Origin of the sequence: Streptomyces sp. NPDC001544, from assembly GCF_042894285.1 — a bacterium.
Taxonomy (GTDB): Bacteria; Actinomycetota; Actinomycetes; order Streptomycetales; family Streptomycetaceae; genus Streptomyces.
This window is the reverse complement of record NZ_JBIAVN010000007.1, coordinates 300,298-324,050: the sequence shown is the minus strand read 5'-3', so window position 1 is coordinate 324,050 and position 23,753 is coordinate 300,298. Positions and strand designations below refer to the sequence as shown.

22 protein-coding genes are annotated in these 23,753 nt (G+C 72.6%); 9 read left to right on the top strand and 13 right to left on the bottom strand.

Translation table 11 applies throughout. The annotated features are described in order from the left end of the window. The first annotated feature begins 11 nt into the window (after positions 1-11). On the top strand, positions 12-830 hold the full coding sequence (gene pssA / locus ACFY0F_RS20850; protein WP_388796259.1) for a CDP-diacylglycerol--serine O-phosphatidyltransferase: 819 nt from the start codon (positions 12-14) through the stop codon (positions 828-830). 293 nt (positions 831-1,123) lie between these two features. Here pssA and ACFY0F_RS20845 read toward each other — a convergent pair whose 3' ends face one another. Continuing rightward, positions 1,124-2,275: a glycerate kinase gene (locus tag ACFY0F_RS20845; RefSeq protein ID WP_388796029.1), complete on the bottom strand. Its 1,152-nt coding sequence runs from the start codon at positions 2,273-2,275 to the stop codon at positions 1,124-1,126. 159 nt (positions 2,276-2,434) lie between these two features. On the opposite strand from ACFY0F_RS20845, the gene ACFY0F_RS20840 reads away from it, so the two are divergent. From ACFY0F_RS20840 to ACFY0F_RS20825, 4 genes are all read left to right on the top strand, one after another. Continuing rightward, positions 2,435-3,535 carry an ADP-ribosylglycohydrolase family protein gene (locus tag ACFY0F_RS20840; protein ID WP_388796026.1) on the top strand — a complete coding sequence of 367 codons (1,101 nt, stop codon included), beginning with the start codon at positions 2,435-2,437 and terminating at the stop codon, positions 3,533-3,535. Further along, positions 3,536-4,033: an NUDIX domain-containing protein gene (locus ACFY0F_RS20835; RefSeq protein WP_388796024.1), complete on the top strand. Its 498-nt coding sequence runs from the start codon at positions 3,536-3,538 to the stop codon at positions 4,031-4,033. 120 nt (positions 4,034-4,153) lie between these two features. Further along, a complete protein-coding gene (locus ACFY0F_RS20830) occupies positions 4,154-4,576 on the top strand; it encodes an SseB family protein (protein ID WP_388796021.1) in 423 nt (140 codons plus the stop codon). 64 nt (positions 4,577-4,640) lie between these two features. Then, positions 4,641-5,390: an NAD-dependent deacetylase gene (locus ACFY0F_RS20825; protein WP_388796019.1), complete on the top strand. Its 750-nt coding sequence runs from the start codon at positions 4,641-4,643 to the stop codon at positions 5,388-5,390. A 9-nt stretch (positions 5,391-5,399) separates the two neighbouring features. Here ACFY0F_RS20825 and ACFY0F_RS20820 read toward each other — a convergent pair whose 3' ends face one another. Beyond that, positions 5,400-6,245 carry a helix-turn-helix transcriptional regulator gene (locus ACFY0F_RS20820; protein WP_388796016.1) on the bottom strand — a complete coding sequence of 282 codons (846 nt, stop codon included), beginning with the start codon at positions 6,243-6,245 and terminating at the stop codon, positions 5,400-5,402. 102 nt (positions 6,246-6,347) lie between these two features. Between ACFY0F_RS20820 and ACFY0F_RS20815 the strand changes: the two genes are divergently transcribed. After that, the gene (locus ACFY0F_RS20815; protein ID WP_388796013.1) at positions 6,348-7,043 is read left to right on the top strand and encodes an SDR family NAD(P)-dependent oxidoreductase; all 696 of its coding nucleotides are present in this window, start codon (positions 6,348-6,350) and stop codon (positions 7,041-7,043) included. A gap of 43 nt (positions 7,044-7,086) precedes the next feature. Here the strand turns inward: ACFY0F_RS20815 and ACFY0F_RS20810 are convergent, their stop codons facing one another. Beyond that, a complete protein-coding gene (locus ACFY0F_RS20810) occupies positions 7,087-7,572 on the bottom strand; it encodes a methylated-DNA--[protein]-cysteine S-methyltransferase (RefSeq protein WP_388796256.1) in 486 nt (161 codons plus the stop codon). A 75-nt stretch (positions 7,573-7,647) separates the two neighbouring features. Next, on the bottom strand, positions 7,648-9,132 hold the full coding sequence (locus ACFY0F_RS20805; RefSeq protein WP_388796010.1) for an AlkA N-terminal domain-containing protein: 1,485 nt from the start codon (positions 9,130-9,132) through the stop codon (positions 7,648-7,650). A gap of 117 nt (positions 9,133-9,249) precedes the next feature. Between ACFY0F_RS20805 and ACFY0F_RS20800 the strand changes: the two genes are divergently transcribed. After that, positions 9,250-10,443 (top strand): MFS transporter, encoded by a 1,194-nt coding sequence (locus tag ACFY0F_RS20800; RefSeq protein ID WP_388796007.1) that lies wholly within the window; start codon positions 9,250-9,252, stop codon positions 10,441-10,443. Between the two features lie 16 nt (positions 10,444-10,459). Here ACFY0F_RS20800 and ACFY0F_RS20795 read toward each other — a convergent pair whose 3' ends face one another. The 5 genes from ACFY0F_RS20795 to ACFY0F_RS20775 form a co-directional block, all read right to left on the bottom strand. Further along, positions 10,460-10,969, bottom strand: coding sequence for an O-acetyl-ADP-ribose deacetylase (locus ACFY0F_RS20795; protein ID WP_388796004.1), 510 nt, complete (start codon positions 10,967-10,969; stop codon positions 10,460-10,462). Then, positions 10,966-12,384, bottom strand: coding sequence for a phytoene desaturase family protein (locus tag ACFY0F_RS20790; RefSeq protein WP_388796000.1), 1,419 nt, complete (start codon positions 12,382-12,384; stop codon positions 10,966-10,968). Before ACFY0F_RS20790 ends, ACFY0F_RS20795 begins: the two co-directional genes overlap by 4 nt. Positions 12,385-12,488: 104 nt before the next feature. Beyond that, entirely contained in the window at positions 12,489-13,346 is an 858-nt protein-coding gene (locus ACFY0F_RS20785) for an inositol monophosphatase family protein (protein ID WP_388795997.1), read from the bottom strand. Between the two features lie 79 nt (positions 13,347-13,425). Then, entirely contained in the window at positions 13,426-15,237 is a 1,812-nt protein-coding gene (locus ACFY0F_RS20780) for a gamma-glutamyltransferase family protein (RefSeq protein ID WP_388795994.1), read from the bottom strand. A gap of 689 nt (positions 15,238-15,926) precedes the next feature. Further along, the gene (locus ACFY0F_RS20775) at positions 15,927-16,958 is read right to left on the bottom strand and encodes a medium chain dehydrogenase/reductase family protein (protein WP_388795992.1); all 1,032 of its coding nucleotides are present in this window, start codon (positions 16,956-16,958) and stop codon (positions 15,927-15,929) included. Positions 16,959-17,134: 176 nt separating this feature from the next. On the opposite strand from ACFY0F_RS20775, the gene ACFY0F_RS20770 reads away from it, so the two are divergent. Both ACFY0F_RS20770 and ACFY0F_RS20765 read left to right on the top strand, forming a co-directional pair. Then, positions 17,135-17,791: a TetR/AcrR family transcriptional regulator gene (locus ACFY0F_RS20770; RefSeq protein ID WP_388795989.1), complete on the top strand. Its 657-nt coding sequence runs from the start codon at positions 17,135-17,137 to the stop codon at positions 17,789-17,791. Positions 17,792-18,072: 281 nt separating this feature from the next. Next, a complete protein-coding gene (locus ACFY0F_RS20765) occupies positions 18,073-18,744 on the top strand; it encodes a hypothetical protein (RefSeq protein WP_388795986.1) in 672 nt (223 codons plus the stop codon). 23 nt (positions 18,745-18,767) lie between these two features. On the opposite strand, the gene ACFY0F_RS20760 is transcribed toward ACFY0F_RS20765, so the two are convergent. The 4 genes from ACFY0F_RS20760 to ACFY0F_RS20745 all read right to left on the bottom strand — a co-directional run bounded on the left by ACFY0F_RS20760 (position 18,768) and on the right by ACFY0F_RS20745 (position 23,721). Then, positions 18,768-20,294, bottom strand: a complete 1,527-nt coding sequence (locus tag ACFY0F_RS20760; protein ID WP_388795983.1) for an NCS1 family nucleobase:cation symporter-1 — start codon at positions 20,292-20,294, stop codon at positions 18,768-18,770. 118 nt (positions 20,295-20,412) lie between these two features. Next, positions 20,413-21,432: a TIGR03842 family LLM class F420-dependent oxidoreductase gene (locus ACFY0F_RS20755; protein ID WP_388795980.1), complete on the bottom strand. Its 1,020-nt coding sequence runs from the start codon at positions 21,430-21,432 to the stop codon at positions 20,413-20,415. Between the two features lie 11 nt (positions 21,433-21,443). Further along, entirely contained in the window at positions 21,444-22,847 is a 1,404-nt protein-coding gene (gene hydA / locus ACFY0F_RS20750; RefSeq protein ID WP_388795977.1) for a dihydropyrimidinase, read from the bottom strand. 31 nt (positions 22,848-22,878) lie between these two features. Continuing rightward, positions 22,879-23,721 carry a nitrilase-related carbon-nitrogen hydrolase gene (locus ACFY0F_RS20745; protein ID WP_388795974.1) on the bottom strand — a complete coding sequence of 281 codons (843 nt, stop codon included), beginning with the start codon at positions 23,719-23,721 and terminating at the stop codon, positions 22,879-22,881. Positions 23,722-23,753: the final 32 nt, after the last annotated feature.

Here is a 23,753-nt window from a genome sequence, read left to right as displayed (position 1 = left end):
AGGCCGGCTGGGTGCCGGGCCCCGACGAGGTGGACGACGAGGAGGAGATGCCCCTCTCTCTCCGCCTCTCGATAGCGGACACCCTCACCCTCGGCAACGCCACATGCGGGTTCATGGCGGTGTACTTCACCACCACCGGCATCCTGATCCCGCACCTCACGGGTGACCAGGAGACGGGCATGGCCCGCCACAGCGCGGCCACGGCGGTCATCCTGATGCTGTGCGCGGCGGTGTTCGACCTGTTCGACGGCCTGGTGGCGCGCAAGCTGCGGTCGTCGCCGATGGGTGCGGAGCTGGACAACCTCTCCGACCTGATCAGCTTCGGGCTGGCGCCGGCGTACTTCGTCCTCGTCTACGGCATGGTCGCGGACGACGCCCACCAGAGAGTCGCGGCGGTCGGGGCGATCGTGGTGCTGCTGGCCGTGGTGCTACGGCTGGCGCGCTTCTCGTGCGTGACGGTACCGAACGGCATGTTCCAGGGCATGCCCTCCCCGTTCGGTGCGCTGACCGTGGTCTCGATCGTGCTCCTCGAGCTGCCCTTCGTGGCGACGCTCCTGGCGATCCTGGGCACGGCCTGGCTGATGGTGAGCCGGGTCGAGTACCCGAAGCCGCGGGGTCGCCTCGCGGTGGCGATGCTGTCCTGGATCGTCGTGTCGATGGGCCTGCTGGCGGCCTGGGCCTTCGACGCCCCCAGCGGCCAGCTCCTCCTCCAGACCGGCTGCGCGCTGCAGCTCGTCACGGGCGCGGTGATCCCGCTGTTCGCCACGGCTCGCCGGGTGAACAACTTCCGCGACAACCGGCGGGAGGCGCGGGCGGCGCAGCTGCCGTAGCGCTCGCGCTGGCGTGGGCCCCGGATCGTTTTCTGGTCCGGGGCCTTTTGCGTGCCGGCGTACACGTGCCCCCTGCTGGGGGCTCCGCCCCCAGACCCCCGGGCCTGTGCCCACCCACCACCCGTCTCGGCCGACTGAGAGGTCACCCGGCCCCTAACCAGCCCCGGCGTACCCCCTTGACCGGAGCCTGCGGGACGCGGGCCTTGCCGGGGTGCAGGGGCGGAGGCCCGCCGGGGTGCAGGGGAGGCCCTACCGGGGGCGCAGGGGACGCAGCCCCCGCCGGGGTGCAGCGGTCAGGTCAAGTGGTCGTGTGCGATCGTCTCCGCCACCCGCTCCAGGATGGGCCCCGCTTCGGCGATGCACTTCGCCACGTCCGGTTCGACCCCGGTCAGCGGGTACGCCCGGCGGATCCCGGCCCGCTGCAGGGCGTCCGGCGTCAGGGCCAGCCGCCCGCACACCGCGACGACGTCCTTGCCCGCGGCACGCGCCGCCGCGGCGACGCCCGCGGGGGCCTTGCCGTGCAGGGTCTGCTCGTCCAGGGAGCCCTCGCCGGTGATCACCAGGTCGGCGCGCGCGAGCGCGGGGCCGAAGCCGAGGACGTCGAGCATCACCTCGATGCCGGGGCGGAACGCGGCCCCGAGGAGCAGGGCGCCGTATCCGATGCCGCCGGCCGCGCCCGCGCCCGGGGCAGCCGCGTACTCCGCCGCCCGCGGCCCCACCGTCGCCTCCAGCACCTGCGCGTAGTGCGCCAGCACCGCGTCCAGGGCCTCCACGTCGTCCGGAGAGGCCCCCTTCTGCGGCCCGTACACCGCGGGCGCCCCCTTCGGCCCGGTCAGCGGATTGTCCACATCACTGGCCAGCACCAGTTCGACCGAGGACAGCCGGGGGTCCAGACCGGTGAGGTCCGCGCTCGCGAGACCGGCCAGCCCGCCCCCGCCCGGCGGCACCGGCTCCCCGTCCGCGTCCAGGAACCGCGCCCCCAGCGCCGTCAGCATGCCCGCCCCGCCGTCCGTGGTGGCACTGCCGCCGACACCGAACACGATGGTCCGCGCCCCGGCGTCCAGCGCGGCCCGCAGCAGTTCCCCGGAGCCGTAGGTGGAGGCCGTGAGCGGGGCGAAGACACCGGCCGGCAGCCGCTGCAGCCCGCTGGCCTCGGCCATCTCCACGACCGCCGTACCGCCGCGCAGCGCGAACGCGGCGGTCACCTCCTGCCCGAGCGGCCCCGCGACCCGGACCTCCCGCCGTTCGAACCCGGCGGCGACCGCCGCGTCCACGGTCCCGTCACCGCCGTCGGCCACGGGCAGCGCCTCCACGCGCAGGCCCGGCACGACCCGGCGCAGGCCGGCCGTCACCCGCGCGGCGACCTGCACGGCCGTCAGCGAGCCCTTGAACTTGTCCGCGGCGACGAGCACCCCTCGGGTCCCGCCCACTGCAGCGTCCGCCACCTTGCATTCCCCTTGCTTTCCGGGCCCGTTGCACGTCGGGCCAGCCGCGCCGCTGCGACCATAACCGCAGGACGGCCCCGCCGTCATGCACCGCCCGAAGCCTGGGGATCCCCTGACGGTCTGCTGTGTCCGCGGCGGAAACCGGGTACATCTGAAGCCATGACCGCTGTGCGCACCGAGCCGGAACTCGCCGACCGCATCCTCGGCGGCTGGGTGGGCCGGATCGCCGGCAACATGCTGGGCAAGCCCGTCGAGCAGGGTGAGGTGTGGACGCGCGAGCGCATCGACCGCTACCTGCGGCGGGCCGCCGCCCTGCCGCTCACCGACTATCTGCCCGAACCCGCCGACGAGAGCGACGGCCTCGCGCTGCGCCCCGAGTGGCGCCAGTGCGTGCGCGGCCGCATCGACGGCAGCTGCCGCGACGACGACGTCGACTACGCGATCCTCGGACTGCACCTGCTGGAGACCCACGGCTTCGACTTCAGCACCGAGCAGGTGGGCGACCTGTGGCTGCTGCGGCTGCCGTACCTGCAGACGTTCACGGCGGAGCGGGCGGCCTACCGCAACCTCGCCGACGGGCTGAAACCCCCGCTGACGGCCACGCACCACAACCCGTACCAGGAGTGGATCGGCGCCCTGATCCGCGCCGACGTCTACGGCTGGACCAGTCCGGGCGCGCCCCGCCGCGCCGCCGCGCTGGCCCGCCGGGACGCGGTGCTGTCCCACACCGGCAACGGCGTGTACGGGGCGATGTTCGCGGCGGCGCTGATCTCGGCCGCGTTCACCGCCCCGACCGTACGGCACGCCCTGGACACCGCGCTCACCGTCGTCCCGGCGAGCTGCCGCCTGGCCCGTACCGTCCGCCGGGTCGCCACCCTGCACGAGACCGGGCTGGCGTGGGAGGACACCCTCGCCACGTTGGGCGAGGAGACCGGCGGGCTGGGCTGGATCCACACCGTCCCGAACGCGGCCGTCCTCACCGCGGGCCTGCTCTACGGCGACGGCGACTTCACCCGCACCATCGCCCTCACCGTCCGCGGCGGCCTGGACACCGACTCCAACGGCGCCACCGCGGGCTCGGTGGCCGGGGTCCTGAACGGTGCGGCGGCCATCCCGGCGCAGTGGAAGGACCCGCTGCGGGACACGGTCCGCAGTGCGGTGTTCGGCTTCGACGGTGTGCGGATCAGTGCGCTGGCGGAACGCACCCTGCGCCTGGCGACGGCGGGGTTCGAGGCACCGGCAGCCGGTTACCCTGCCTGAATGACCAGCACCGAAGACTTCGCCGCGTACATCGCCGGACTGCCGCGTGTCCTCTCCGGCGCCGCCGCCCTCTTCCGGGACGCCGAGGGCCGGGTACTGCTCGTCGAGCCGAACTACCGCGAGGGCTGGGCCCTGCCGGGCGGGACCGTCGAGTCGGACGACGGGGAGACACCGCGCCAGGGCGCACGCCGCGAGACGCTGGAGGAGATCGGGCTCGACGTGGAACCGGGCCGGTTGCTGGCGGTGGACTGGGTGCACGGGACGGCGGAACGCCCGCCGCTGGTGGCGTACCTCTACGACGGCGGTGTCCTCGCCGAGGAGGACTTCAAGGCGATCCGCCTGCAGGAGGAGGAGCTCCTGTCCTGGCGTCTCGTCCCCCGCGAGGAACTCACCGCCCACCTGCCCGGCGCCCTGGGGCGCCGCGTCCTCGCCGCCCTGGACGTCCTGGTGTCGGGGTCCGGCACGGCGGAGCTGGAGAACGGCCGTCGCGTCGGCTGACCGGCCAGGTGATATATCCCATTTGTCGACCCAACCCGGTTTGAAGGGCATGCTGGGCAGGGACTCGGGCCGCCAGGCGCGCACACCCGCGAGCGCCATGAAGTGGAGGAGGCCGATCCCATGAGCACACCGCACCCCGACGACCACGCACCGGTCGACGCGACCGCCGCGGCCGAGGACACCCAGGCCGCGCTGATCGATCTCGCGAACAGTATCGCCCTCGTGCCGCAGGCGGTGCCGCCCGAGGGCGAGCAGCCGCCCGAGGGCGCGCTCGCCCTGCCCGTGATCGAGCAGGACGGCAATCGGTACGTCCCCGTCTTCACGTCGGACGACGCGCTGGCCGCGGCCGGGGCCGACCCGGACACGGCGATCCGGGTCCCGGTCGTCGAGCTGGCCGTGAGCTGGCCCCAGGACGATCTGTGGCTGGCGGTCGACCCGTCCACCGAGGACGGCATCGCCCTCCCCTCGGACCTGGTACGGGCGCTGCCCCAGTACGCCGGGATCGGCACGTTGGGGCGGCCGAAGGGACCGGAGGAGGCGTGACCGTCCACCGCGGCCGGGCGATATGCGCTCGCCTCCCGGCGGGCGGGCGTCCTACCCTCGGCCCATGAACGGCCCTCTCGTAGCCATACTCAGCGGCGCAGGCATCTCCACCGATTCCGGAATCCCCGACTACCGCGGTCCGAACGGGCTGTGGCGGCGGGATCCCGAGGCCGAGAAGCTGGTGACGTACGAGTACTACATGGGCGATCCGGAGATCCGGCGGCGCTCCTGGCAGATGCGGCGGCAGAACCGGACCCTGAAGGCCGAACCGAACGCCGCGCACCGGGCCGTCGCCGAGCTGGAGAAGTCCGGCGTCCCGGTCCGCGTGATCACCCAGAACGTGGACGGGCTGCACCAGCTCGCCGGAATGCCCGCCCGCAAGGTCCTCGAACTGCACGGAACCGCCCGGAGCGTGGTCTGCACGCGGTGCCACGCCCGCGGCCCCATGGAGGAGGCCCTGGCCCGGGTCGAGGCGGGCGAGGACGATCCCCCGTGCCTCGAATGCGGCGGCATCCTCAAGTCCGCCACCGTGATGTTCGGTGAACGCCTCGATCCGGTGGTGCTCGGCGAGGCCGTGTCCATCACCAAGGCCTGCCAGGTGTTCATCGCCGTCGGCACCAGCCTCCAGGTCCAGCCCGCCGCCGGCCTCGCGGGCCTAGCCGCCGACCACGGCGCACGGCTGATCATCGTCAACGCCGAACCCACCCCCTACGACAGCCGGGCGGACGAGGTCGTACGCCGGCCGATCGGTGTCGCGCTGCCCGGGCTGCTGCAGGAACTCGGCACGCCGCGCGGCCACTCGGCACCGAGCTGAAACCGGCCCTCAGGAACCGCTCGCGCGGACGCCGTTCGTGACCCGCAGGAACTCCAGTTTCTCGGCGTCGAGGGAACCCGCGGCCACCGTGTAGACGACGAGGCGGATGTCGCTGCCCGGGACGGTGAGCACGTCGCAGTCGCACGTCACCTCGCCGACCTGGGGGTGCACGACGGTCTTGCGGGCCGAAACGTGCGGGCCGACCGCGCCCTCGTCCCACAGCCGGGCGAACTCCGCGCTGGTGGAACGCATTTCCGCGACGAGGTCGATCAGTCCCTGGTCGCGGGGGTGGTCGACGAGGGCGGTGCGCAGATCGGCGACGAGGGCGGGGCTCAGGGTGTCGCCGTCCTTGAGCACGGGCCAGGCCGCGAGTCCTGAGGGCCCCGTGGCGAAGACCGCCCGCACCAGGTTCCGCTCGACGGGCGTCCGGGCGCTGGGGTCGCCCAGCAGCGCCGCCCACGCGGGGGTCCAGGACAGCAGGGTCCAGTCGGCGCTGAACACGCCCACGGGGAACTCCCCGAGGCGGGCGAGCATCCGCTGGACCCCCGTCGGCACGTGCGTGGAGATCGTCCCCGCCTGTGGCGGGAGGAGGCCGGCCAGCCGGTAGGCGTGATCGCGCTCCACGGGCTCCAGCTGCAGCGCCCTGGCCAGGCTCGCGACGACCTGCGCGGAAGGGCTCGTGGCCCGCCCCTGCTCAAGGCGCACCACATAGTCGACCGACAGCCCCGCGAGCTCGGCGAGTTCCTCGCGCCGCAACCCCACCGCACGTCGTCCCGGCCGCGGGGTCCGCCCGACGTCCACAGGAGAAAGCCGGTCGCGCCAGCGGCGCAACGCCGTGCCCAGGGTCTCGTCCACCCGACCATTGTGTCCGCCGGACGGCGCCCGTGCCTGGTACTGGCCGTCCTACCGTCGCGGAGGGCACTGGTTCCGCTCTCGCCACCGGCCGAAGGTGGACCCATGACGACAACATTCATCACAGGAGCCAACAAGTCCCTCGGGTACGAGACCGCCCGCCGGTTGATCGAGGCCGGTCACACCGTCCTCGTCGGCGCTCGCGATCCGGAGCGTGGCCAGGCGGCCGCCGACGCCCTCGGTGCCCGGTTCGTCCAGATCGATGTGACCGACGACGTGTCGGTGGCCGCGGCCGCCGCCGACGTCGCCGCGCGCGAGGGTGCCGTCGACGTCCTGGTCAACAACGCGGGCGTGCTCGGGACGCACAGCCCCGCCGACCAGATCACGGCCGCCGACGCCCAGGCGGTGTTCGAGGTCAATGTCGTGGGGATCGTCCGGGTGACCCACGCGTTCCTGCCTCTGCTGCGGGGGTCCGCGAACCCGGTCATCGTCAACGTGTCGAGCGGCATGGGGTCGTTCGCGGCGACCCACGATCCCGAGCGCGTCGAGTCCCGGCCCGTCGCGCCGCTCTACACGGCGTCGAAGGCCGCCGTGACCATGCTGACCACGCAGTACGCGAAGGCCTGGCCGGACATGAAGGTGAACGCGGCCGACCCGGGCTACACGGCGACCGACTTCAACGGGCACAGCGGCCCGCAGACGGTGACCGAGGGGACCGACGCGATCGTCGAACTCGCCACCGTCGGGGCCGACGGACCGACCGGGACCTTCCGCGACCGTCACGGTGAGGTGGCCTGGTGAACCCGCCGCGAGAGCGGGCCAGGCCCCCGGGGTGTAGGACCCCCTAGAACAACGCCGTGCCGCGCTCGAAGTCCAGCAGGCGCTGTTTGCGGTCAAGGCCGCCGCCGTAGCCGGTGAGGGCGCCGCCGGAACCGATCACCCGGTGGCAGGGGACGATGATGCCGACCGGGTTCCGGCCGTTGGCCAGTCCGACGGCCCGGGAGGCGGCGGGGTTGCCGAGGGCGGCGGCGAGTTCGCCGTAGGAGCGGGTCTCGCCGTAGGGGATGCGGCGCAGCTGGTCCCAGACGCTGCGCTGGAACGCGGTGCCGTGCAGGCGCAGTTCGAGGGTGAACTCCTTCAGTTCCCCGGCGAAGTAGGCCGCGAGCTGGTCCTGCGCCTCGGCGAAGGGGGTGGCGTCGCGGTCGCCGAAGGTCTCCTCGGGTGGACGGTGGCGCTGGTCGGTCATGTAGAGGCCGCACAGGACGCCGTCCTCGTCGGCGACGAGGGTGAGGGGGCCGTAGGGGCTGTCGATGACGGTGTGCTGCTTCAACTGCTTCAACTGCTTCAACTGCTTCACGGGATCGTCCTCGGCTGTTCTCATACGGTCTACGATCTACGGTCTACGTCATACGGGCAGGAAGTTGATCGGGTGGCTGTCGGTCGCCCACAGGTACTGGACGGCGTACGCCCGCCAGGGGCGCCAGGCCGCCGCGCGGGCGGTGAGCGCCGCCGGGGTGGAGGGCAGGCCCAGCTCCTGGGCCGCGCGCCGGATGCCGAGGTCGGTGGGCAGGAACGCGTCGGGGTCGCCGAGGGCGCGCATCGCGATGACGTCGACCGTCCACGGGCCGAAGCCGGGAAGGTCGAGGAGCCGGGCGCGGGTCTCGGCCCAGTCGCTCTCCACGCCCAGGTGGAGTGAGCCGTCGGCCAGTTGACGCACCAGGGTGGTGAACGTGGTGCGCCGGGTGCGGGGCATCGCCAGTGTCTCCGGGTCGAGGGCGGCGAGCTCCTCGGGTGAGGGGAACAGGTGGGTGAGGCCGCCCTCGGGGTCGTCGACGGGCCTGCCGTGCGCGGTGACCAGACGGGCGGCGTGGGTGCGGGCGGCGGCCGTGGAGACCTGCTGGCCGAGGACGGCGCGGACGGCGAACTCCGCCTCGTCGACGGTGCGAGGCACACGTCGGCCGGGGGCCTTGTCCACCAGGGGCGCGAGGAGCGGATCCGCGCGCAACTGGTCGTCGACGGCGACCGGGTCGGCATCCAGGTCGAGCAGACGGCGGCAGCGGCTGATGGCGACGGTCAGGTCGCGCAGGTCGCTGAGGGTGAGCCGGCAGGCGATGTGGTCCGGCCGGGGAGCCAGTGCCACGATGCCGTGCCCGTACGGCAGCCGGAGCGTGCGCCGGTAGGCGCCGTCCCGCCACTCCTCCACTCCGGGCACGGCGGTCGCCGCGAGGTGGCCGAAGAGATTGTCGGGGTTGAGCGGGGCGCGGAACGGCAGGCGCAGCGACAGGGCGCCCGGAGTGGCGGCGGCGCTGTTCTTCTTCGGCACCCGGGCCCGCAGTTCGCTCGGCGGGAGGGCGAAGACCTCGCGGACGGTGTCGTTGAAGGTGCGGATCGAGGAGAACCCGGCCGCGAAGGCGATCTCCGCCATGGGCAGCGGGGTGGTCTCGATGAGCAGGCGGGCCGTCTGGGCGCGCTGGGCGCGGGCGAGCGCGAGCGGGCCGGCGCCCAGCTCGGCGAGGAGCTGGCGTTCGACCTGGCGGGTGCTGTAGCCGAGGCGGGCGGCGAGGCCGGGTACGCCGTCGCGGTCCACGACCCCGTCGGCGATCAGCCGCATGGCGCGGGCCACCAGATCGGCGCGCTGGTTCCACTCCGGGGAACCGGGGCTGGTGTCGGGGCGGCAGCGCTTGCAGGCCCGGAAGCCGGCCTGCTGGCAGGCGGCCGCGCTCGGGTAGAAGGTCATGTTCCCGGGCTTGGGCGGCACCACCGGGCAGCTGGGCCGGCAGTAGATACGGGTGGTGGTCACGGCGGTGAAGAACCAGCCGTCGAAACGGGCGTCCTTCGACTGCACGGCGCGTACACAGCGCTCCCGGTCGGCGTGCATCCCTGTCTGCATGGATCCAGGATCCCCTACCCACACGGGCCGGGCTGGCGGAAATCCGACATGGACCTCGTCTGCCCTGCGCCTGCCCGGATCGCCTGTTCGGGTGGGGCGGTCGGTACGCTGCTCGCCATGGACCGAGGTCGGGTGTGGCCACTGTACGCCGCCGGTTTCACCACCGCGTTCGGCGCGCACGGTGTCGCAGCGAGTCTGGGTGCGCGCTCCGCCGACGCGGTCACCTCCCTGTGGGTCCTGGGCGGCCTGCTGGCCCTGTACGACGGCGCCGAGGTGCTGCTGAAGCCGGTGTTCGGCACCCTGGCCGACCGGGTCGGGGCGCGCCCCGTGCTGGTGGGCGGGCTCGCCGCCTTCGCCGCCGCGTCCGCGTTGTACGCCGTCGCGGGCTCTGCCGGCTGGCTGTGGGCGGCTCGGCTGGGCCAGGGCGCTGCGGCCTCCGCCTTCTCCCCGGCGGCCTCGGCGCTGGTGGCCCGGCTGCACAGGGACGCCGGCCGGGGGCGGGCGTTCGGGAGCTATGGCTTCTTCAAGTCCGTGGGATACACGCTGGGGCCGCTGCTCGGCGGCGTGCTGGTGTGGGCGGGCGGGCTGCGGCTGCTGTTCGGGGTGCTGGCGGTGCTCGCCGCGGTGGTGGCGGTGTGGGCGCTGGCCGCCGTGCCCCACGTGCCGCCGCTCCCCCGGGCCCGGCAGACGCTGCTCGATCTCGGGCGGCGGCTGTCCGATCCGGTGTTCTGGGTGCCGACGGCGGCCCTCGCCGGGGCGACGGCGGCGTTGTCGGCCGGGGTGGGTTTCCTGCCCGTTTCGGGCAGGGTGGCGGGGTTCGGCACGGTGGCGACCGGCGCGGCGGTGTCGCTGCTGGCGGCCTGCGCGGCCCTCGTGCAGCCCCGCGCCGGACGGGCGCTGGACGCGGGACGGTTGCGGGCCGGCACCGGTCTCACGTGCGGGCTGCTGCTCGCGGCGGCGGGGCTGGCCGCGGCGATGCTGCCCGGGCCGGCCGGTGTCCTCCTCGCCGCCGCCCTCATCGGCGTCGGCACGGGTCTGATCACCCCGCTGGGCTTCGCCGCTCTCGCCTCGGCCACGCCCCCGGAACGCCTGGGCCAGACCATGGGGGCGGCGGAGCTGGGCCGCGAACTCGGCGACGCGGGCGGCCCGTTGCTGGTGGCGGCGGTGGCGTCGGCGGCGACGCTGACGTACGGCTACGGGGCGCTGGCGGCGGTACTGGCGCTGGGGCCGGTGATGGCCCTCGTCCGGCGGCGCCGGGAGTCCGTGACGGCCGGGGAGCAGGGCGGCGACCAGACCGGCTCGCCGCGGTGAAGCGGCAGGCCGGCGTTCAGTCGAGCTGTGCGGCGAAGGCCTCGTACGCCCGCTCGTCGAACAGGACGAACCTGACCTCTTCCACCTCGGTCTCCGCCTCCCTGACCGCCGCCACGGCGATGCGGGCGGCGTCCGTCATCGGCCACCCGTAGACGCCGGTCGAGATGGCGGGGAACGCGACGGTCCGCGCCCCCAGCTCGTCCGCGACCCTGAGCGACTCCCGGTAACAGGAGGTCAGGAGCGACGGCTCGCTGCCGGAAGCCCGGTACACCGGGCCGACGGTGTGGATCACCCAGCGGGCGTCCAGCTGGCCTGCCGTGGTGGCGACCGCGCGGCCGGTGGGCAGCCCCTTGCCGAGGTGGGAGGCGCGGAGCCTGCGGCACTCCGCGAGGATCGCGGGGCCGCCGCGGCGGTGGATCGCGCCGTCCACGCCCCCGCCGCCGAGGAGGGAGGAGTTGGCCGCGTTGACGATCGCGTCGACGCTCTGCCGGGTGATGTCACCGCGCACGAGGATGATGGCGGTCATCGCTGCCGCAGCCTCCGCCACACGGCCTTGGCCGCGTTGTGCCCCGACATGCCGTGCACGCCGGGCCCCGGCGGGGTGGCGGAGGAGCAGATGAACACGGCCGGGTGGGGGGTGCGGTACGGGAACAGGGACAGCTTGGGGCGCATCAGGAGCTGCAGTCCGGAGGCCGCGCCGGTGGCGATGTCGCCGCCGACGTAGTTGGCGTTGCGGGCGGCCAGTTCGGGCGGGCCGGCGGTGGCGCGGGCCAGGATCCGGTCGCGGAAGCCGGGGGCGAAGCGCTCCAGCTGGCGCTCTATGGCGTCCGTGAGGTCGCCGGTCCAGCCGTTCGGCACATGGCCGTACGCCCAGAAGACCTGTTTGCCCTCGGGGGCCCGGGTGGGGTCGGCGACGCCGGGCTGCACGGTGATGAGGAAGGGCGGGTCGGGCGCGCGGCCCTGCCGGTACACCGTGTTCAGGGCGGCACCGATCTCGGCGCTGTCCGCGCCGATCTGGACGGTGCCGGCGCGGCGGGCCTCGGGCGCGGTCCACGGCACCGGGCCGTCCAGCGCGTAGTCGATCTTGAACACGCCGGGGCCGTAGCGGTAGCCGTCGTACGTGCGGCCGAAGCCGGCGATGCGGGCCAGCGCGGTGGGCGAGGTGTCGAAGACGTACGCGCGCGCGGGCGGCAGGTCGTCGAGGCGCTTGACCTCGTAGTCGGTGTGCACGATGCCGCCGAGGTCCTCCAGGTAGGCGGCGAGGGCGTCGGAGACGGACTGGGAGCCACCGCGGGCCACGGGCCAGCCCCGGGCGTGCGCGGACAGGGCGAAGACCAGGCCGATGGCACCGGTGGCGAAGCCGTCGAGGGGCGCGATGACGTGGGCGACGAGACCGGAGAAGAGTGCCTTGGCGCGCTCGTCGTGGAAGCGGCGCATCAGCCAGGTGGAGGGCGGCAGCCCGGCCAGGCCGAACCGGGCCAGGGTCAGGGGGTCGCGCGGGAGCGCGGTGAGCGGCAGGGACATGAAGTCCCGGACCAGGGTGTCCCACCGGGTGAGGAACGGGGCGACCAGTCTGCGGTAGGCCCCCGCGTCGCGCGGCCCGAAGGAGGCCGCCGTCTCGGCGACGGACCGGGCCAGCACGGCGGCCGTGCCGTCCGGGAAGGGGTGGGCCATGGGCAGGTCGGCGTGCAGCCACTGCAGGCCGTACCGTTCCAGGGGCATCGCGCGGAAGGCCGGCGAGTTGATGCCGAGGGGATGAGCCGCGGAACAGGGGTCGTGGCGGAAGCCGGGCAGGGTGAGCTCTTCGGTGCGGGCTCCCCCGCCGACGGTGTCGCGGGCCTCGAAGAGGGCGACGGAGAAGCCGCGGCGGGCCAGCTCCACGGCGGCCGTCAGGCCGTTCGGTCCCGCACCCACCACGACCGCATCGAGCATCGACGGCACCTTCGGACCCCTTCGTCAGCCGATGGCCACTCGGCTTCAGCATATGCCGGGAAACCGGCCGTCCCCGGCGCGGGTGGGTTCCCCCGGGTGGCGCGGACGGCCGGTCAGGCCGCGGGCCGCAGCAGTTCCACCACGCGGCGGGCCGTGGCCGCGTCCCGGGCCGCCGTGAAGGGCAGGGCGTTGCCGCCGGTGATCCGGAACGGCTCGCCCGCGAGCGTGAGGTGGGCGCCGCCCGCCTCCTCGACCAGCAGCAGCCCGGCCGTGTGGTCCCAGGCCGCCTCCCAGGAGAAGGCGGTCGCGTCCAACTCGCCGCGGGCGACGGCCAGGTACTCGAGCCCCGCGGACCCGCAGGGGCGGGGCTCGACACCCTGCGTCCACAAGCCGAGCAGGGCCTGCTTCTGCTCGTCGGTGGTGAAGTCCGGGTGGGAGGTGGCGACGCGCAGGTCCCGGCCGGGGTCGGGGGTACCGGCGTGCAGCGGTGCGCCGTCCAGGAAGGCGCCCTTGTCCCGTACGGCGGTGGCCAGTTGGTCGTGGGCGGGCGCGTAGGTCCAGGAGGCGAGCGTGACACCGCGGTGGGCGAGGGCCACCAGCGTGCAGAAGCCCTCGTCGCCGCGGACGAACTGCCGTGTGCCGTCCACGGGGTCGATGATCCACACGAGCGCGTCGCGCTGGATCGCCTCGTACGTCGCCGGGTTGGCGTGCACCGCCTCCTCGCCGACGACCAGGGAGCCGGGCAGCAGGGCGGCCAGCTTGTCGGTGAGGTACAGCTCCGCCAGGCGGTCGGCGTCGGTGACCAGGTCGTGCGGTCCGCTCTTCTGCTCGACGTCGTGCGCGGCGAGCCGGCGGAAGCGGGGCAGGATCTCGGTGGCGGCCGCCTTGCGGATCGCTTCCTCCACGTCGGCCGCGTGGCGGGTGAGGAACGTGTCGAGAAACTCGTCGATGGTTTCCTTGTGTCCGATCATGCCTCCATGAGAGCACGTGGCACTGGCAATCCCCGCCGGGCCGGTGGACACCGGATGGAATCGGGTTGAAGAAGCGGGGTCACCGTCCCACCGCATACCCCTGCATACCGCGCGGATTGGCCGCCGCCGACAGTATTCCGGTCTCCGGATCCCGGGCCACCGCGCACAGGCGCCCCTCCGACCAGGCGGGACCGACCGTGACGTCGTGGCCGCGGCGCCGCAGTCCGTCGACGGTCCGGGGGGCGAGGCGGGACTCGACGGTCAGGCTGCCGGGGCGGCTGCCGCGCGGGTAGAAGGAGCTCGGAAAACTGTCGCTGTGCCAGTTCGGCGCGTCGATGGCGCCTTGGAGGTCGAGGCCGCCGCGAACGGGGGCGTGCAGGGCGACGGCCAGGAAGAAATGCAGCTGCCACTGGTCCTGCTGGTCGCCGCCGGGGGTGCCGAAGGCCATGACGGGCACGCCGTCGCGCAGCGCCAGGGACGGGGTGAGGGTGGTGCGGGGACGGCGGCCGGGGGTCAGGGTGTTGGGCAGGCCCTCCTCCAGCCACGCCATCTGCAGCCGGGTACCGAGGGGGAAGCCGAGTTCGGGGACGACCGGGTTGGACTGGAGCCAGCCGCCGCTGGGCGTGGTGGCGATCATGTTGCCCCAGCGGTCGACGACGTCGAGGTGACAGGTGTCGCCGCGGGTGCCGCCGCGGGCGGAGACCTCGGGCTCGCCCGGGATCTTCATCACGGTGGGCTCGCCGACGCCCACCGGGGCGGAGCCGGGTTCCTCGTAGGTCCCCACGCGCGCGTGGACGGGCAGCCGGGGCTCCCGCCCGCCGGGGCTGCCGGGCCGCAGCTCGTACGAGGCCTCCGCGCCGACGAGCCGCCGCCGCCCGGCGTTGTAGCGTTCCGACAGCAGCTCATCGAGCGGCACCTCGGCCGCGTCCCCGTACCAGGCCTCCCGGTCGGCCATGGCGAGCTTGCAGCCCTCGACGAGCAGGTGGACGTAGTCGGCCGAGCCGTAGGCGGGCAGCTCTCGTGGGAGCAGGGCGAGCTGCTGGAGCAGGGCGGGACCCTGGCTCCAGGGACCGGCCTTGCACACGGTCCAGCCGTTCCAGTCGTACGTCACCGGTGCCTCGTAGGTCGCGGACCACCCGGCGAGGTCGTCGGCGGTGAGTGTCCCGCTGTGCCGCTCGCCGCTGGTGTCGAGGGTGGGCCGGGCGGCCTGCCGGACGAGCGCCTCGGCGATGAAGCCCGTGCGCCAGACCTCGCGGGCGGCCTCGATGCGTGCCTCGCGGTCCCCCGCCCCGGCGGTCTCGGCGAGCAGCCGCTTCCAGGTGGCGGCGAGGGCGGGGTTGCGCAGCAGCTCGCCGGTGCGGGGCGCACGGCCGCCGGGGAGGTACACCGCCGCCGAGGAGGTCCACTCCGTCTCGAACAGCTCCCGTACCGTCTCCACGGTGGCGCCGACGTTCTCCACGGGCGCGTGCCCGTGCTCGGCGTATCCGACGGCGTACTTCAGGACGTCGTCGAGGGACTTGGTGCCGTGGTCGCGCAGCAGCAGCATCCAGGCGTCGAAGGCTCCGGGCACGGCCGCCGCGAGCGGTCCGGTGCCGGGTACGAGATCCAGCCCGAGCCCCCTGTGGTGCGCGGCCGTCGCCCCCGTCGGCGCCACGCCCTGCCCGCAGAGCACGCGCACCTCGCCGCCGGCCGGGGCCAGCAGCATCGGCACCTCACCGGCGGGCCCGTTGAGGTGCGGCTCGACGACATGCAGTACGAACGCGCCCGCGACGGCCGCGTCATAGGCGTTGCCACCGTCCTCCAGCACGGCCATCGCCGACTGGGAGGCCAGCCAGTGGGTCGACGACACCATGCCGAAGGTGCCCTGCAGGGTGGGCCGGGTGGTGAACATAGAGCCTCTCACCTCGCTGTTTACCTGTGCCGTTCCGGACGATGGGCACTGAGGACGGGCGCTGGGAGAACTGGGGAGTCTGCGCCGGGGACCTCCTCCTCCCGCTCCCCGGAAGGTTATCGATCGTCCTGCGCCGGCAACGCCCCGGCGCCGGGTCGGGCGGCGTTGACGAGTGTCGTCGGCGTGTGTGTATGCCGCCGAGGTGAACGTCCGGACGGCTGATGTGCCGTCGACGACGGTCGTGTACAACGGACTTCGCCGGGCCCCACCGACCGGCGGCCTTGTGACCCGCCAGGAACATGCTGCAGTCGTCGCCTTCGCGGCCGAGGACGACGCTGGCGGGCAGTTGGGCCGCCATGACGAAGCCCGCGCTGTGCGGGGCGAGGGCCTGGTGAGTGGACTGCACGACGAGCGCGGGTGGTGCGCCGTGAACGGGGTCCCGGCCGCCACGGGGTGGGCGGGGCGGGCCGGCCGAGGCAGCCGGTGAGAGCGGTCCCAAAGCGCACGGCGCCGCTCAGGTGCGGGGAGATGCGGGCCAGGCCGTCGCGCAGGCGGGTGAGCTGGGCGAAGGTGGTCACCAGGCTGGGAGTGTGCGCGCCGCGACAGGCGCAGAGGCGATGCGGGGGCGGCCCGTCGGGTGGCAGAAGACGACCGTCGGGAATGCGTGGGGCGGGCTTCCGCGTGCTGTGTCAGGGGTGCAGGACGACCTTTCCGGCGACGGTGCCGGACTCCGCCAGTCGCATCGCCTCGGCGGCCTCGGTGAGGGGCAGTCGGGCGGCGATCCGGGCGGTGATCTCACCTCGACGCAGAGCTTCGAAGACCTCGGCGAGGTCGGCGCGCAGCCGGTCCTGGAAGCGACCGCGGTTCAGGGCGCGACCGGCCCAGACGTTGAAGAAGTGGGCACGGCGGCGGTTGGGCAGGGTGTTCCACAGCCACACCCGGCCGAGCAGCTTGAGTACGGGCCACTGCTTGGAGCCCTCGTCGTCCCGGGTGGAGGCGCTGCCGTAGGCGACGAGCGTGCCGCCGGGCGCGAGCAGGCTCCAGGAGTCGACGACGCTGCGGCCGCCGACGTGGTCGAAGACGGCGTCCACGCCGCCCGGGGCGATTTCGCGGACACGGGCGGGGATGTCCTCGGTGCGGTAGTCGATCGGGGTCACTTCCTGTTCCCGCAGGGCTGCGTGATGGCGTGCGGAAGCGGTGCCGATCACGTTCGCTCCGGCGGCTCGGGCGAGCTGGACCAGGACCGAGCCGACTCCCCCGTTGGCGCCGTGCACCAGCACGGTCTGCCCGGCGCGGACGCGGGCCTTGCGGTGCAGCATCTGCCAGGCCGTGATGCCGTTGATCACCACGGTCTCCGCCTCCGCCGCGCCGATCCCGTCCGGGACAGGCACCAGGTCGGCGGCGTCGACGACCACATGGCTGGCCCAGCCGCCGACCTTCAACAGCACTGCCACCCGGGTACCGGCCAGCCCCGCATCGACGCCCTCGCCGGTCGCCGCCACGGTGCCGACCAGGTCGTAGCCGGGGACGAAGGGGAAGGGCGGCTGGTCGTAGTAGCGGCCGCGGCGCATCTGCTGCTCCGCGAAGGAGACACCGGTGGCTTCCATGCGGACGACGACCTGCCCCGGCCCGGCGCTCGGGACGGCACCGTGCCGCACCTGAAGCCCCTCCGGCTCGACCTTGCCCGGCAGCACGACCTCGACCATGCCTGTGGCGTTCATGACGACCTCCCTCGACTCCAGCAGCTCCGTTAGCAGCTGACGCTTTCGTTAGAAGTTATAACTGGAGCTCGGAGTGACAGTCAAGTATGTTCGTAATAGGGTCTAACACGCGGCGGTCCACCAGCCGCTTCGCCGGTTTCCGAAGCCGAGGGACATGACAGGGAAGGGATGAGCCCATGGCCATCGCGGGCAAGGAGACCCCACGCGAGCGCTACCGCGCCCAACTGCGCGCCGAGATCAAGGAGCGCGCCTGGGAGCAGATCGCCGTGGCCGGGGCGCCGGGACTGTCCCTCAACGCCATCGCCAAAGAGATGGGGATGAGCGGTCCCGCGCTCTACCGGTACTTCGCCGGCCGGGACGAACTGATCACCGAGCTGATCCGCGACGCCTACCGCGGTCTCGCCGACACCATCCGCACCGCCGCCGCATCAGGCGCGGATCTCGCCGGACTCGGGCGCACGCTGCGCACCTGGGCACTGGACGACCCCCAGCGCTACTTCCTCGTCTACGGCACACCGGTCCCCGGCTACCACGCCCCCGACAACATCACCCTGATCGCCTCAGAGATCATGGACGCCCTCCTGGACGCCGCCCAGTCAGCCGTCGGCCCTGCCGCGACCGCGGCGCAGGACACTCCGCTCGAATCCCACCTTGCCGAAAACCGGCAGTGGGCAGGCGCCCACCCCGCCTCCCCGACGGCCCTGCGCCTCGCCCTCCACTTCTGGACCCGCCTGCACGGCGCCCTCTCCCTGGAACTGGCGGGTCACTTCACCGGCATGGGTTTCGACCCGGCGGAGCTGTACGAGAACGAACTGCGGCACCTGACACAGTGAGGGGACGGCCACGGCGGTCAGCCAGGGCGACACACGGCGTGTGGCGACCAAGGCGGCTGCGCGACCGAGCCACCCCACCCCGTCGCCGCTCACGCCCCCCTGGGCGACCTGCGAACACACCCGGGCAGCCTGCCGGCCGTCCCGTCGACTGCCCCGAAGTGATCACACAGGCACGGAGCGAGTTCGCACTTCCAACCCACAGGGAGTCGTGTGACACTGTCGTCCCCCCGACGGTGCGGACCCCTCCGCCCCGCACACCGCTCCCCCACGAGAAGTGCGCCGTGCCCTCACTTCCCCTGCCGCTCGCCCTGACCGCGCGTCTGTCGCCGGTGGCCGTCCTGGCCACGGCCGGCTGGGCGCTGACGTCCGGTCCGTTCGCCCCGGCGCCGGCCGCCGGGCACCAGCCGTCCGTGGCCGAGACGGCCACCGGGTCGCCCTCGGCGCCCTCCGCGACGGCGGCGTCCAGGACGTACACCGCCGCGCCCGCGCCCTGCGGCAGCATCACGCGCAAGACCGTCACAGCGCTGGTGCCCGGGGCGAAGACGACCGGCAAGGAGATCCCCTCCACCGACACCAAGCTGCGCCGCACCTGCTCCTGGAACGCCCTCAAGGGGTTCGACTACCGCTGGCTCGACGTGTCCTTCGAGCTCATGGAGTCGAACCAGGCGGCCGAGAAGGAGTACCAGCAGCGCGTCACCGAGAAGAGCGGCGGAGGGGACGTCCCGGGCGTCGGTGACTCCGGGTACTCGGTGGTGAACCTGACCACCGAGGACAAGCAGCAGACCCGCGAGGGCGTGGTGCTGGTGCGGGTGTCCAACGCGCTGGTGGTGGTGACGTACAACGGCAGCGACTTCGAGACGAAGAAGGCGCCGAGCACGGATGTGATCAACAAGGGCGCCATCAAGGCGGCCAAGGACGCGGTGACGGCCCTGGAGGGCAGCAGGAGCGGCTGACGCCCTCCGGGGCCGGCGGAACGTCAGATCGCGGTGTCCTTCCGTCCGGTCAGCAGCGTCAGCGCCAGGTACAGCACCAGGGACGTGCCGAGGCCCACCGCCCAGCCGTAGTCGGCGAGCGAGGACAGCGCCGGGATGGGCCGGCCGTCGATCAGGGGTTTGAAACTGGCGCCGCCGACGGCCAGCACACCGCCGGCCAGGAAGGCGACGACCGCCCGCCAGTTCCAGCCGCCCTCGTACCAGTACCGGCCGCCCGTGCGGTAGAGGTCGGTGAGGTCGAGGCGGGTGCGGCGCAGGATCCAGTAGTCGGCGATGAGGATGCCGGCGACCGTGCCGAGCAGGCCGCCGACCAGGCCGAGCCAGGTGAAGATGTAGCCCTGCGGGTCGGAGTACAGCTTCCAGGGGAGGATCAGTACGCCGAGCACGCAGGTGGCGAGGGCGCCGGTACGGAAACTGATCCGGCGGGGCGCGATGTTGGAGAAGTCGAACGCCGGTGAGACCAGGTTGGCCGCGATGTTGACGGACAGGGTCGCCACCAGGACCGTCACCAGCGCGTACAGCAGACCCACCACGCTGTCGGTCTGCGCGGCCAGTTGGACCGGGTCCCAGATCGGCTTGCCGTACACCGCCTGCGAACCGGAGGTCACCAGCACGGAGAGGAAGGCGAAGAGGGTCATCGTGGTCGGCAGGCCGAGCGCCTGGCCGCGGGTCTGCGCCTTCTGGCTCCTGCCGTACCGGGTGAAGTCCGGGATGTTCAGCGACAGCGTGGACCAGAAGCCGATCATGCCCATGAGGGAGGGCCAGAACAGCTTCCAGAAGTCACCGCCCCAGCCCAGCCTCGAGGGCTGGTCGAACAGCGGGCCGAGGCCGCCGGCCTTGCTGCTCATCCACCACAGCATCACGAAGGCGCCGACGAGGACGAAGGGCGCCGCCCAGTTCTCGAAGCGGCGGATGGTCTCCATGCCCCGGTAGATGATCGCGACCTGGATCGCCCAGAAGAGCGCGAACGACAGCCACATGGTCCAGGCGTACCCGCCGATGTGCGAGGCGTTCGACCAGCTGTCGCCGATCAGCTTCCCGGCGAGGAAGTAGATGGCCTCGCCGCCGATCCAGGTCTGGATGCCGAACCAGCCGCAGGCCACCAACGCCCGGACCACGGCGGGGAGGTTGGCGCCGCGCACCCCGAAGGAGGCGCGGGCGAAGACCGGGAAGGGGATGCCGTACTTCGGTCCCGCGTGCCCGGTGAGCAGCATCGGCACGAGCACGATCAGGTTGGCCAGGGCGATGGTGAACACCGCCTGTTTCCAGTCCATCCCCACGGCGATGAGCCCGGAGGCGAGGGTCCAGGAGGCCGTGTTGTGGGCCATGCCGACCCACAGCGCGGAGAAGTTGTAGGTGGTCCAGGTGCGTCCGGCCACCGGGACGGGGAGCAGGTCCTCGTTGGCGTAGGGGCCGCTGGGCTGCGGCGCCCCGGGGGCGATCTCCACTCGGCCGTCGGCGAGGGTGACCTGGGCGGTCGGCGGTATGGCGGTGGGAGCGGTGTCGGTCATGGGCAGGCCAATCGAACGAGGTGGGACGGGAGAGGCCGTGCGGGCACTCGCCCCTCCCCGGGGAGGTGGGGAGGGGTGACCTGGAGTGGGGGGTGGGGCGGGGCGGCGGTGGCGCGGGTCAGGAGTTGACGGCGGGGATCACCTGCGATCCGTAGACGTCGATGACCTTTTCCTGCGCGTCGTGCATGTCGTACACCGCGAACTGGTCGACGCCCAGCTCGCGCAGCGCGTTCAGTTTCTCGATGTGCTTGCCGACCGGGCCGATCAGGCAGAACCGGTCGACGATCTCGTCCGGCACGAACTGGGTGTCGGGGTTGCCGCTGCGCCCGTGGTGGGCGTAGTCGTAGCTCTGGCGGGCCTTGATGTAGTCGGTGAGTTCGTCGGGTACGGCCGCGGAGTGCTCGCCGTACTTGGCGACCAGGTCGGCGACGTGGTTGCCGACCATCCCGCCGAACCAGCGGCACTGTTCGCGGGCGTGGGCGAGTGCCTCGGGCGAGTCGTCGTCGGTGACGTACGCGGGGGCGGCCACGCAGATCCGCACCTCGGACGGGTCGCGGCCGGCGGCGCGAGCCGCGTCCTTCACGGCCTTGACCATGTACTCGGTCAGATACAGGTCGGCGAGCTGGAGGATGAACCCGTCGGCCTCCTCGCCGGTCATCTTCAGCGCCTTGGGGCCGTACGCCGCCATCCACACGGGCACTTCGGCGCCCGGCTTGATCCACGGGAACCTGACCACCGTGCCGCCGAGATCGGCCTCCTCGCCCCGGCCGAGGGCCCGGATGACCTTCATGGCCTCGCTGATGCGGGCGAGGGTGTTGGGCTTGCGGCCCGCGACCCTCATGGCGGAGTCGCCGCGGCCGATGCCGCAGACGGTGCGGTTGCCGAACATGTCGTTGAGGGTGGCGAAGGTGGAGGCGGTGACCTCCCAGGTGCGGGTGCCCGGGTTGGTGACCATGGGGCCGACCTTCAGACGCTCCGTGCTCGACAGGATCTGACTGTAGATCACAAAGGGTTCCTGCCAGAGCACGGCGGAGTCGAACGTCCAGCCGTGGGTGAAGCCGTTGCGTTCGGCGCGCTGCATCAGGCTGACGACGCGGGAGGCCGGCGGGTCGGTCTGCAGGACGAGTCCGAAGTCCATGAGCGCCACTCCTAGGTGAGGTACTGACAGGTGGAGCGCGGGGTGTAGACACCGTGGCCGGCGCGTCCGGTGTACTCCCGCTCGATGATGACGGGTTCGCCGCGCGAGAGCACGGTCTCGACCCGGCCGGTGGTGCGCCTGCCCTCGTACGCCGAGTAGTCGACGTTCATGTGGTGGTTCTCGGCGGACATGACCTGCTCGGCGTGCGGGTCGTAGATGACGACGTCGGCGTCGGCGCCCGGGGCGATGGTGCCCTTCTTCGGGTACATGCCGAACATCCGGGCCGGGGTGGCACAGGCGATCTCGATCCAGCGGCGGCGGCCGATGTGCCCGTCGACGACGGCCTGGTGGAGCAGGTCCATACGGTTCTCCACGCCCGGCAGACCGTTGGGGATCTTGGAGAAGTCGCCGCGGCCGAGCTCCTTCTGGCCCGTGAAGCAGAAGGGGCAGTGGTCGGTGGAGACGACCTGGAGGTCGTTGGTCCTGAGTCCCCGCCACAGCTTGGCCTGGTGCTCCTTCGGGCGAAGCGGCGTGCTGCACACGTACTTCGCGCCCTCGAAGCCGGGCTCGGCGAGGTTGTCGGTGGACAGGAACAGGTACTGCGGGCAGGTCTCGCCGAACACGTGGAGACCCTCGTCGCGGGCCCGGGCCAGCTCGGCGACCGCCTCCATCGCCGAGACGTGGACGACGTACAGCGGGGCGCCCGCGACCTGGGCGAGCCTGATGGCGCGGTGGGTGGCCTCGGCCTCCAGCAGGGCCTTGCGGACCTCGCCGTGGTACCTGGGGTCCGTCTCGCCGCGAGCCAGTGCCTGCTCCACCAGCACGTCGATGGCGATGCCGTTCTCGGCGTGCATCATGATCAGGCCGCCGTTCTCGGCGGAGCGCTGCATGGCGCGCAGGATCTGGCCGTCGTCGCTGTAGAAGACGCCCGGATAGGCCATGAACTGCTTGAAGGAGGTCACGCCCTCCTCCACCAGCAGGTCCATCTCCTTCAGCGTCTCCTGGTTGACGTCGGAGACGATCATGTGGAAGCCGTAGTCGACGGCGCAGTTGCCCTCGGCCTTGGCGTGCCAGGCGTCCAGGCCCTCGCGCAGGGAGCGGCCGACGCTCTGCACCGCGAAGTCGACGATCGTGGTGGTGCCGCCCCAGGCGGCGGCCCGGGTGCCGGTCTCGAAGGTGTCGGAGGCGAAGGTGCCGCCGAAGGGCAGCTCCATGTGGGTGTGGACGTCGACGCCGCCCGGGATGACGTACTTCCCGGTGGCGTCGATGACCGTTTCGGCCGTGAAGGCCTCGGCTGCCGGGGTGCCGGAGGCGGCGAGGGCGGCGATGCGGCCGTCCTCGATCAGGACGTCGGCGTGGATCTCGTCGGATGCGGTGATGACGAGGCCGCCACGGATGACGGTACGGCTGCTCATGATCCCTCTCCTGCCGGAGTCGACGGTTCGGTCAGGGCGCGGTCAGCGGGGGGTAGGCGTCGGGGCGGCGGTCCCGGTAGAACTGCCAGCGGTCGCGGACCTCGCGCAGTTTGGCCATGTCCAGGTCGCGGACGACGAGTTCGGTCTGCTTGTCGGATGCCACCTCTCCCACGAACTGGGCCTCCGGGTCGACGAAGTACGTCGTCCCGTAGAAGTCGTTGTCGCCCAGCTCCTCGACCCCGACCCGGTTGATCGCGCCGACGAAGTACTCGTTGGCGACGGCCGCGGCCGGCTGCTCCAGCTGCCACAGGTAGGCGGACAGGCCGCGCGAGGTGGCCGACGGGTTGAAGACGATCTCGGCACCGGCCAGGCCGAGGGCCCGCCAGCCCTCCGGGAAGTGCCGGTCGTAGCAGATGTAGACCCCGATCCGCCCGACCTTGGTGTCGAAGACCGGCCAGCCGAGGTTGCCGGGACGGAAGTAGAACTTCTCCCAGAAGCCGGGCACCTGGGGAATGTGGTGCTTGCGGTACTTGCCGAGGTACGAGCCGTCCGCGTCGATCACGGCCGCCGTGTTGTACAGGACGCCGGGCTGCTCCTCCTCGTACATCGGCAGGACCAGGACGATGCCCAGCTCCTTGGCGAGTGCCTGGAAGCGCTTGACGATCGGACCGTCCGGGATGGCCTCCGCGTACTCGTAGAACGCCTTGTCCTGGACCTGGCAGAAGTAGGGGCCGTAGAACAGTTCCTGGAAGCACAGCACCTGGGCACCCTGCGCGGCCGCGTCGCGGGCCGCCTGCTCGTGCACCCGGATCATCGACTCCTTGTCGCCGGTCCACGCGGTCTGGAAGAGGGCGGCGCGGATCACTCTGCTCATCGGGACCTCCGGTCGCTCGGTGTGCGAGAAGA

Coding starts and splice junctions, on each gene's coding strand:
- ACFY0F_RS20760 (WP_388795983.1), bottom strand. CDS start 20,294: ATGACCGACACCGCTCCCACCGCCATACCGCCGACCGCCCAGGTCACC.
- ACFY0F_RS20805 (WP_388796010.1), bottom strand. CDS start 9,132: ATGCAGACAGGGATGCACGCCGACCGGGAGCGCTGTGTACGCGCCGTG.
- ACFY0F_RS20745 (WP_388795974.1), bottom strand. CDS start 23,721: ATGAGCAGAGTGATCCGCGCCGCCCTCTTCCAGACCGCGTGGACCGGC.
- ACFY0F_RS20835 (WP_388796024.1), top strand. CDS start 3,536: ATGACCAGCACCGAAGACTTCGCCGCGTACATCGCCGGACTGCCGCGT.
- ACFY0F_RS20785 (WP_388795997.1), bottom strand. CDS start 13,346: ATGATCGGACACAAGGAAACCATCGACGAGTTTCTCGACACGTTCCTC.
- ACFY0F_RS20840 (WP_388796026.1), top strand. CDS start 2,435: ATGACCGCTGTGCGCACCGAGCCGGAACTCGCCGACCGCATCCTCGGC.
- ACFY0F_RS20755 (WP_388795980.1), bottom strand. CDS start 21,432: ATGGACTTCGGACTCGTCCTGCAGACCGACCCGCCGGCCTCCCGCGTC.
- hydA (WP_388795977.1), bottom strand. CDS start 22,847: ATGAGCAGCCGTACCGTCATCCGTGGCGGCCTCGTCATCACCGCATCC.
- ACFY0F_RS20815 (WP_388796013.1), top strand. CDS start 6,348: ATGACGACAACATTCATCACAGGAGCCAACAAGTCCCTCGGGTACGAG.
- ACFY0F_RS20825 (WP_388796019.1), top strand. CDS start 4,641: ATGAACGGCCCTCTCGTAGCCATACTCAGCGGCGCAGGCATCTCCACC.
- ACFY0F_RS20780 (WP_388795994.1), bottom strand. CDS start 15,237: ATGTTCACCACCCGGCCCACCCTGCAGGGCACCTTCGGCATGGTGTCG.
- ACFY0F_RS20770 (WP_388795989.1), top strand. CDS start 17,135: ATGGCCATCGCGGGCAAGGAGACCCCACGCGAGCGCTACCGCGCCCAA.
- ACFY0F_RS20795 (WP_388796004.1), bottom strand. CDS start 10,969: ATGACCGCCATCATCCTCGTGCGCGGTGACATCACCCGGCAGAGCGTC.
- ACFY0F_RS20800 (WP_388796007.1), top strand. CDS start 9,250: ATGGACCGAGGTCGGGTGTGGCCACTGTACGCCGCCGGTTTCACCACC.
- ACFY0F_RS20830 (WP_388796021.1), top strand. CDS start 4,154: ATGAGCACACCGCACCCCGACGACCACGCACCGGTCGACGCGACCGCC.
- ACFY0F_RS20775 (WP_388795992.1), bottom strand. CDS start 16,958: ATGAACGCCACAGGCATGGTCGAGGTCGTGCTGCCGGGCAAGGTCGAG.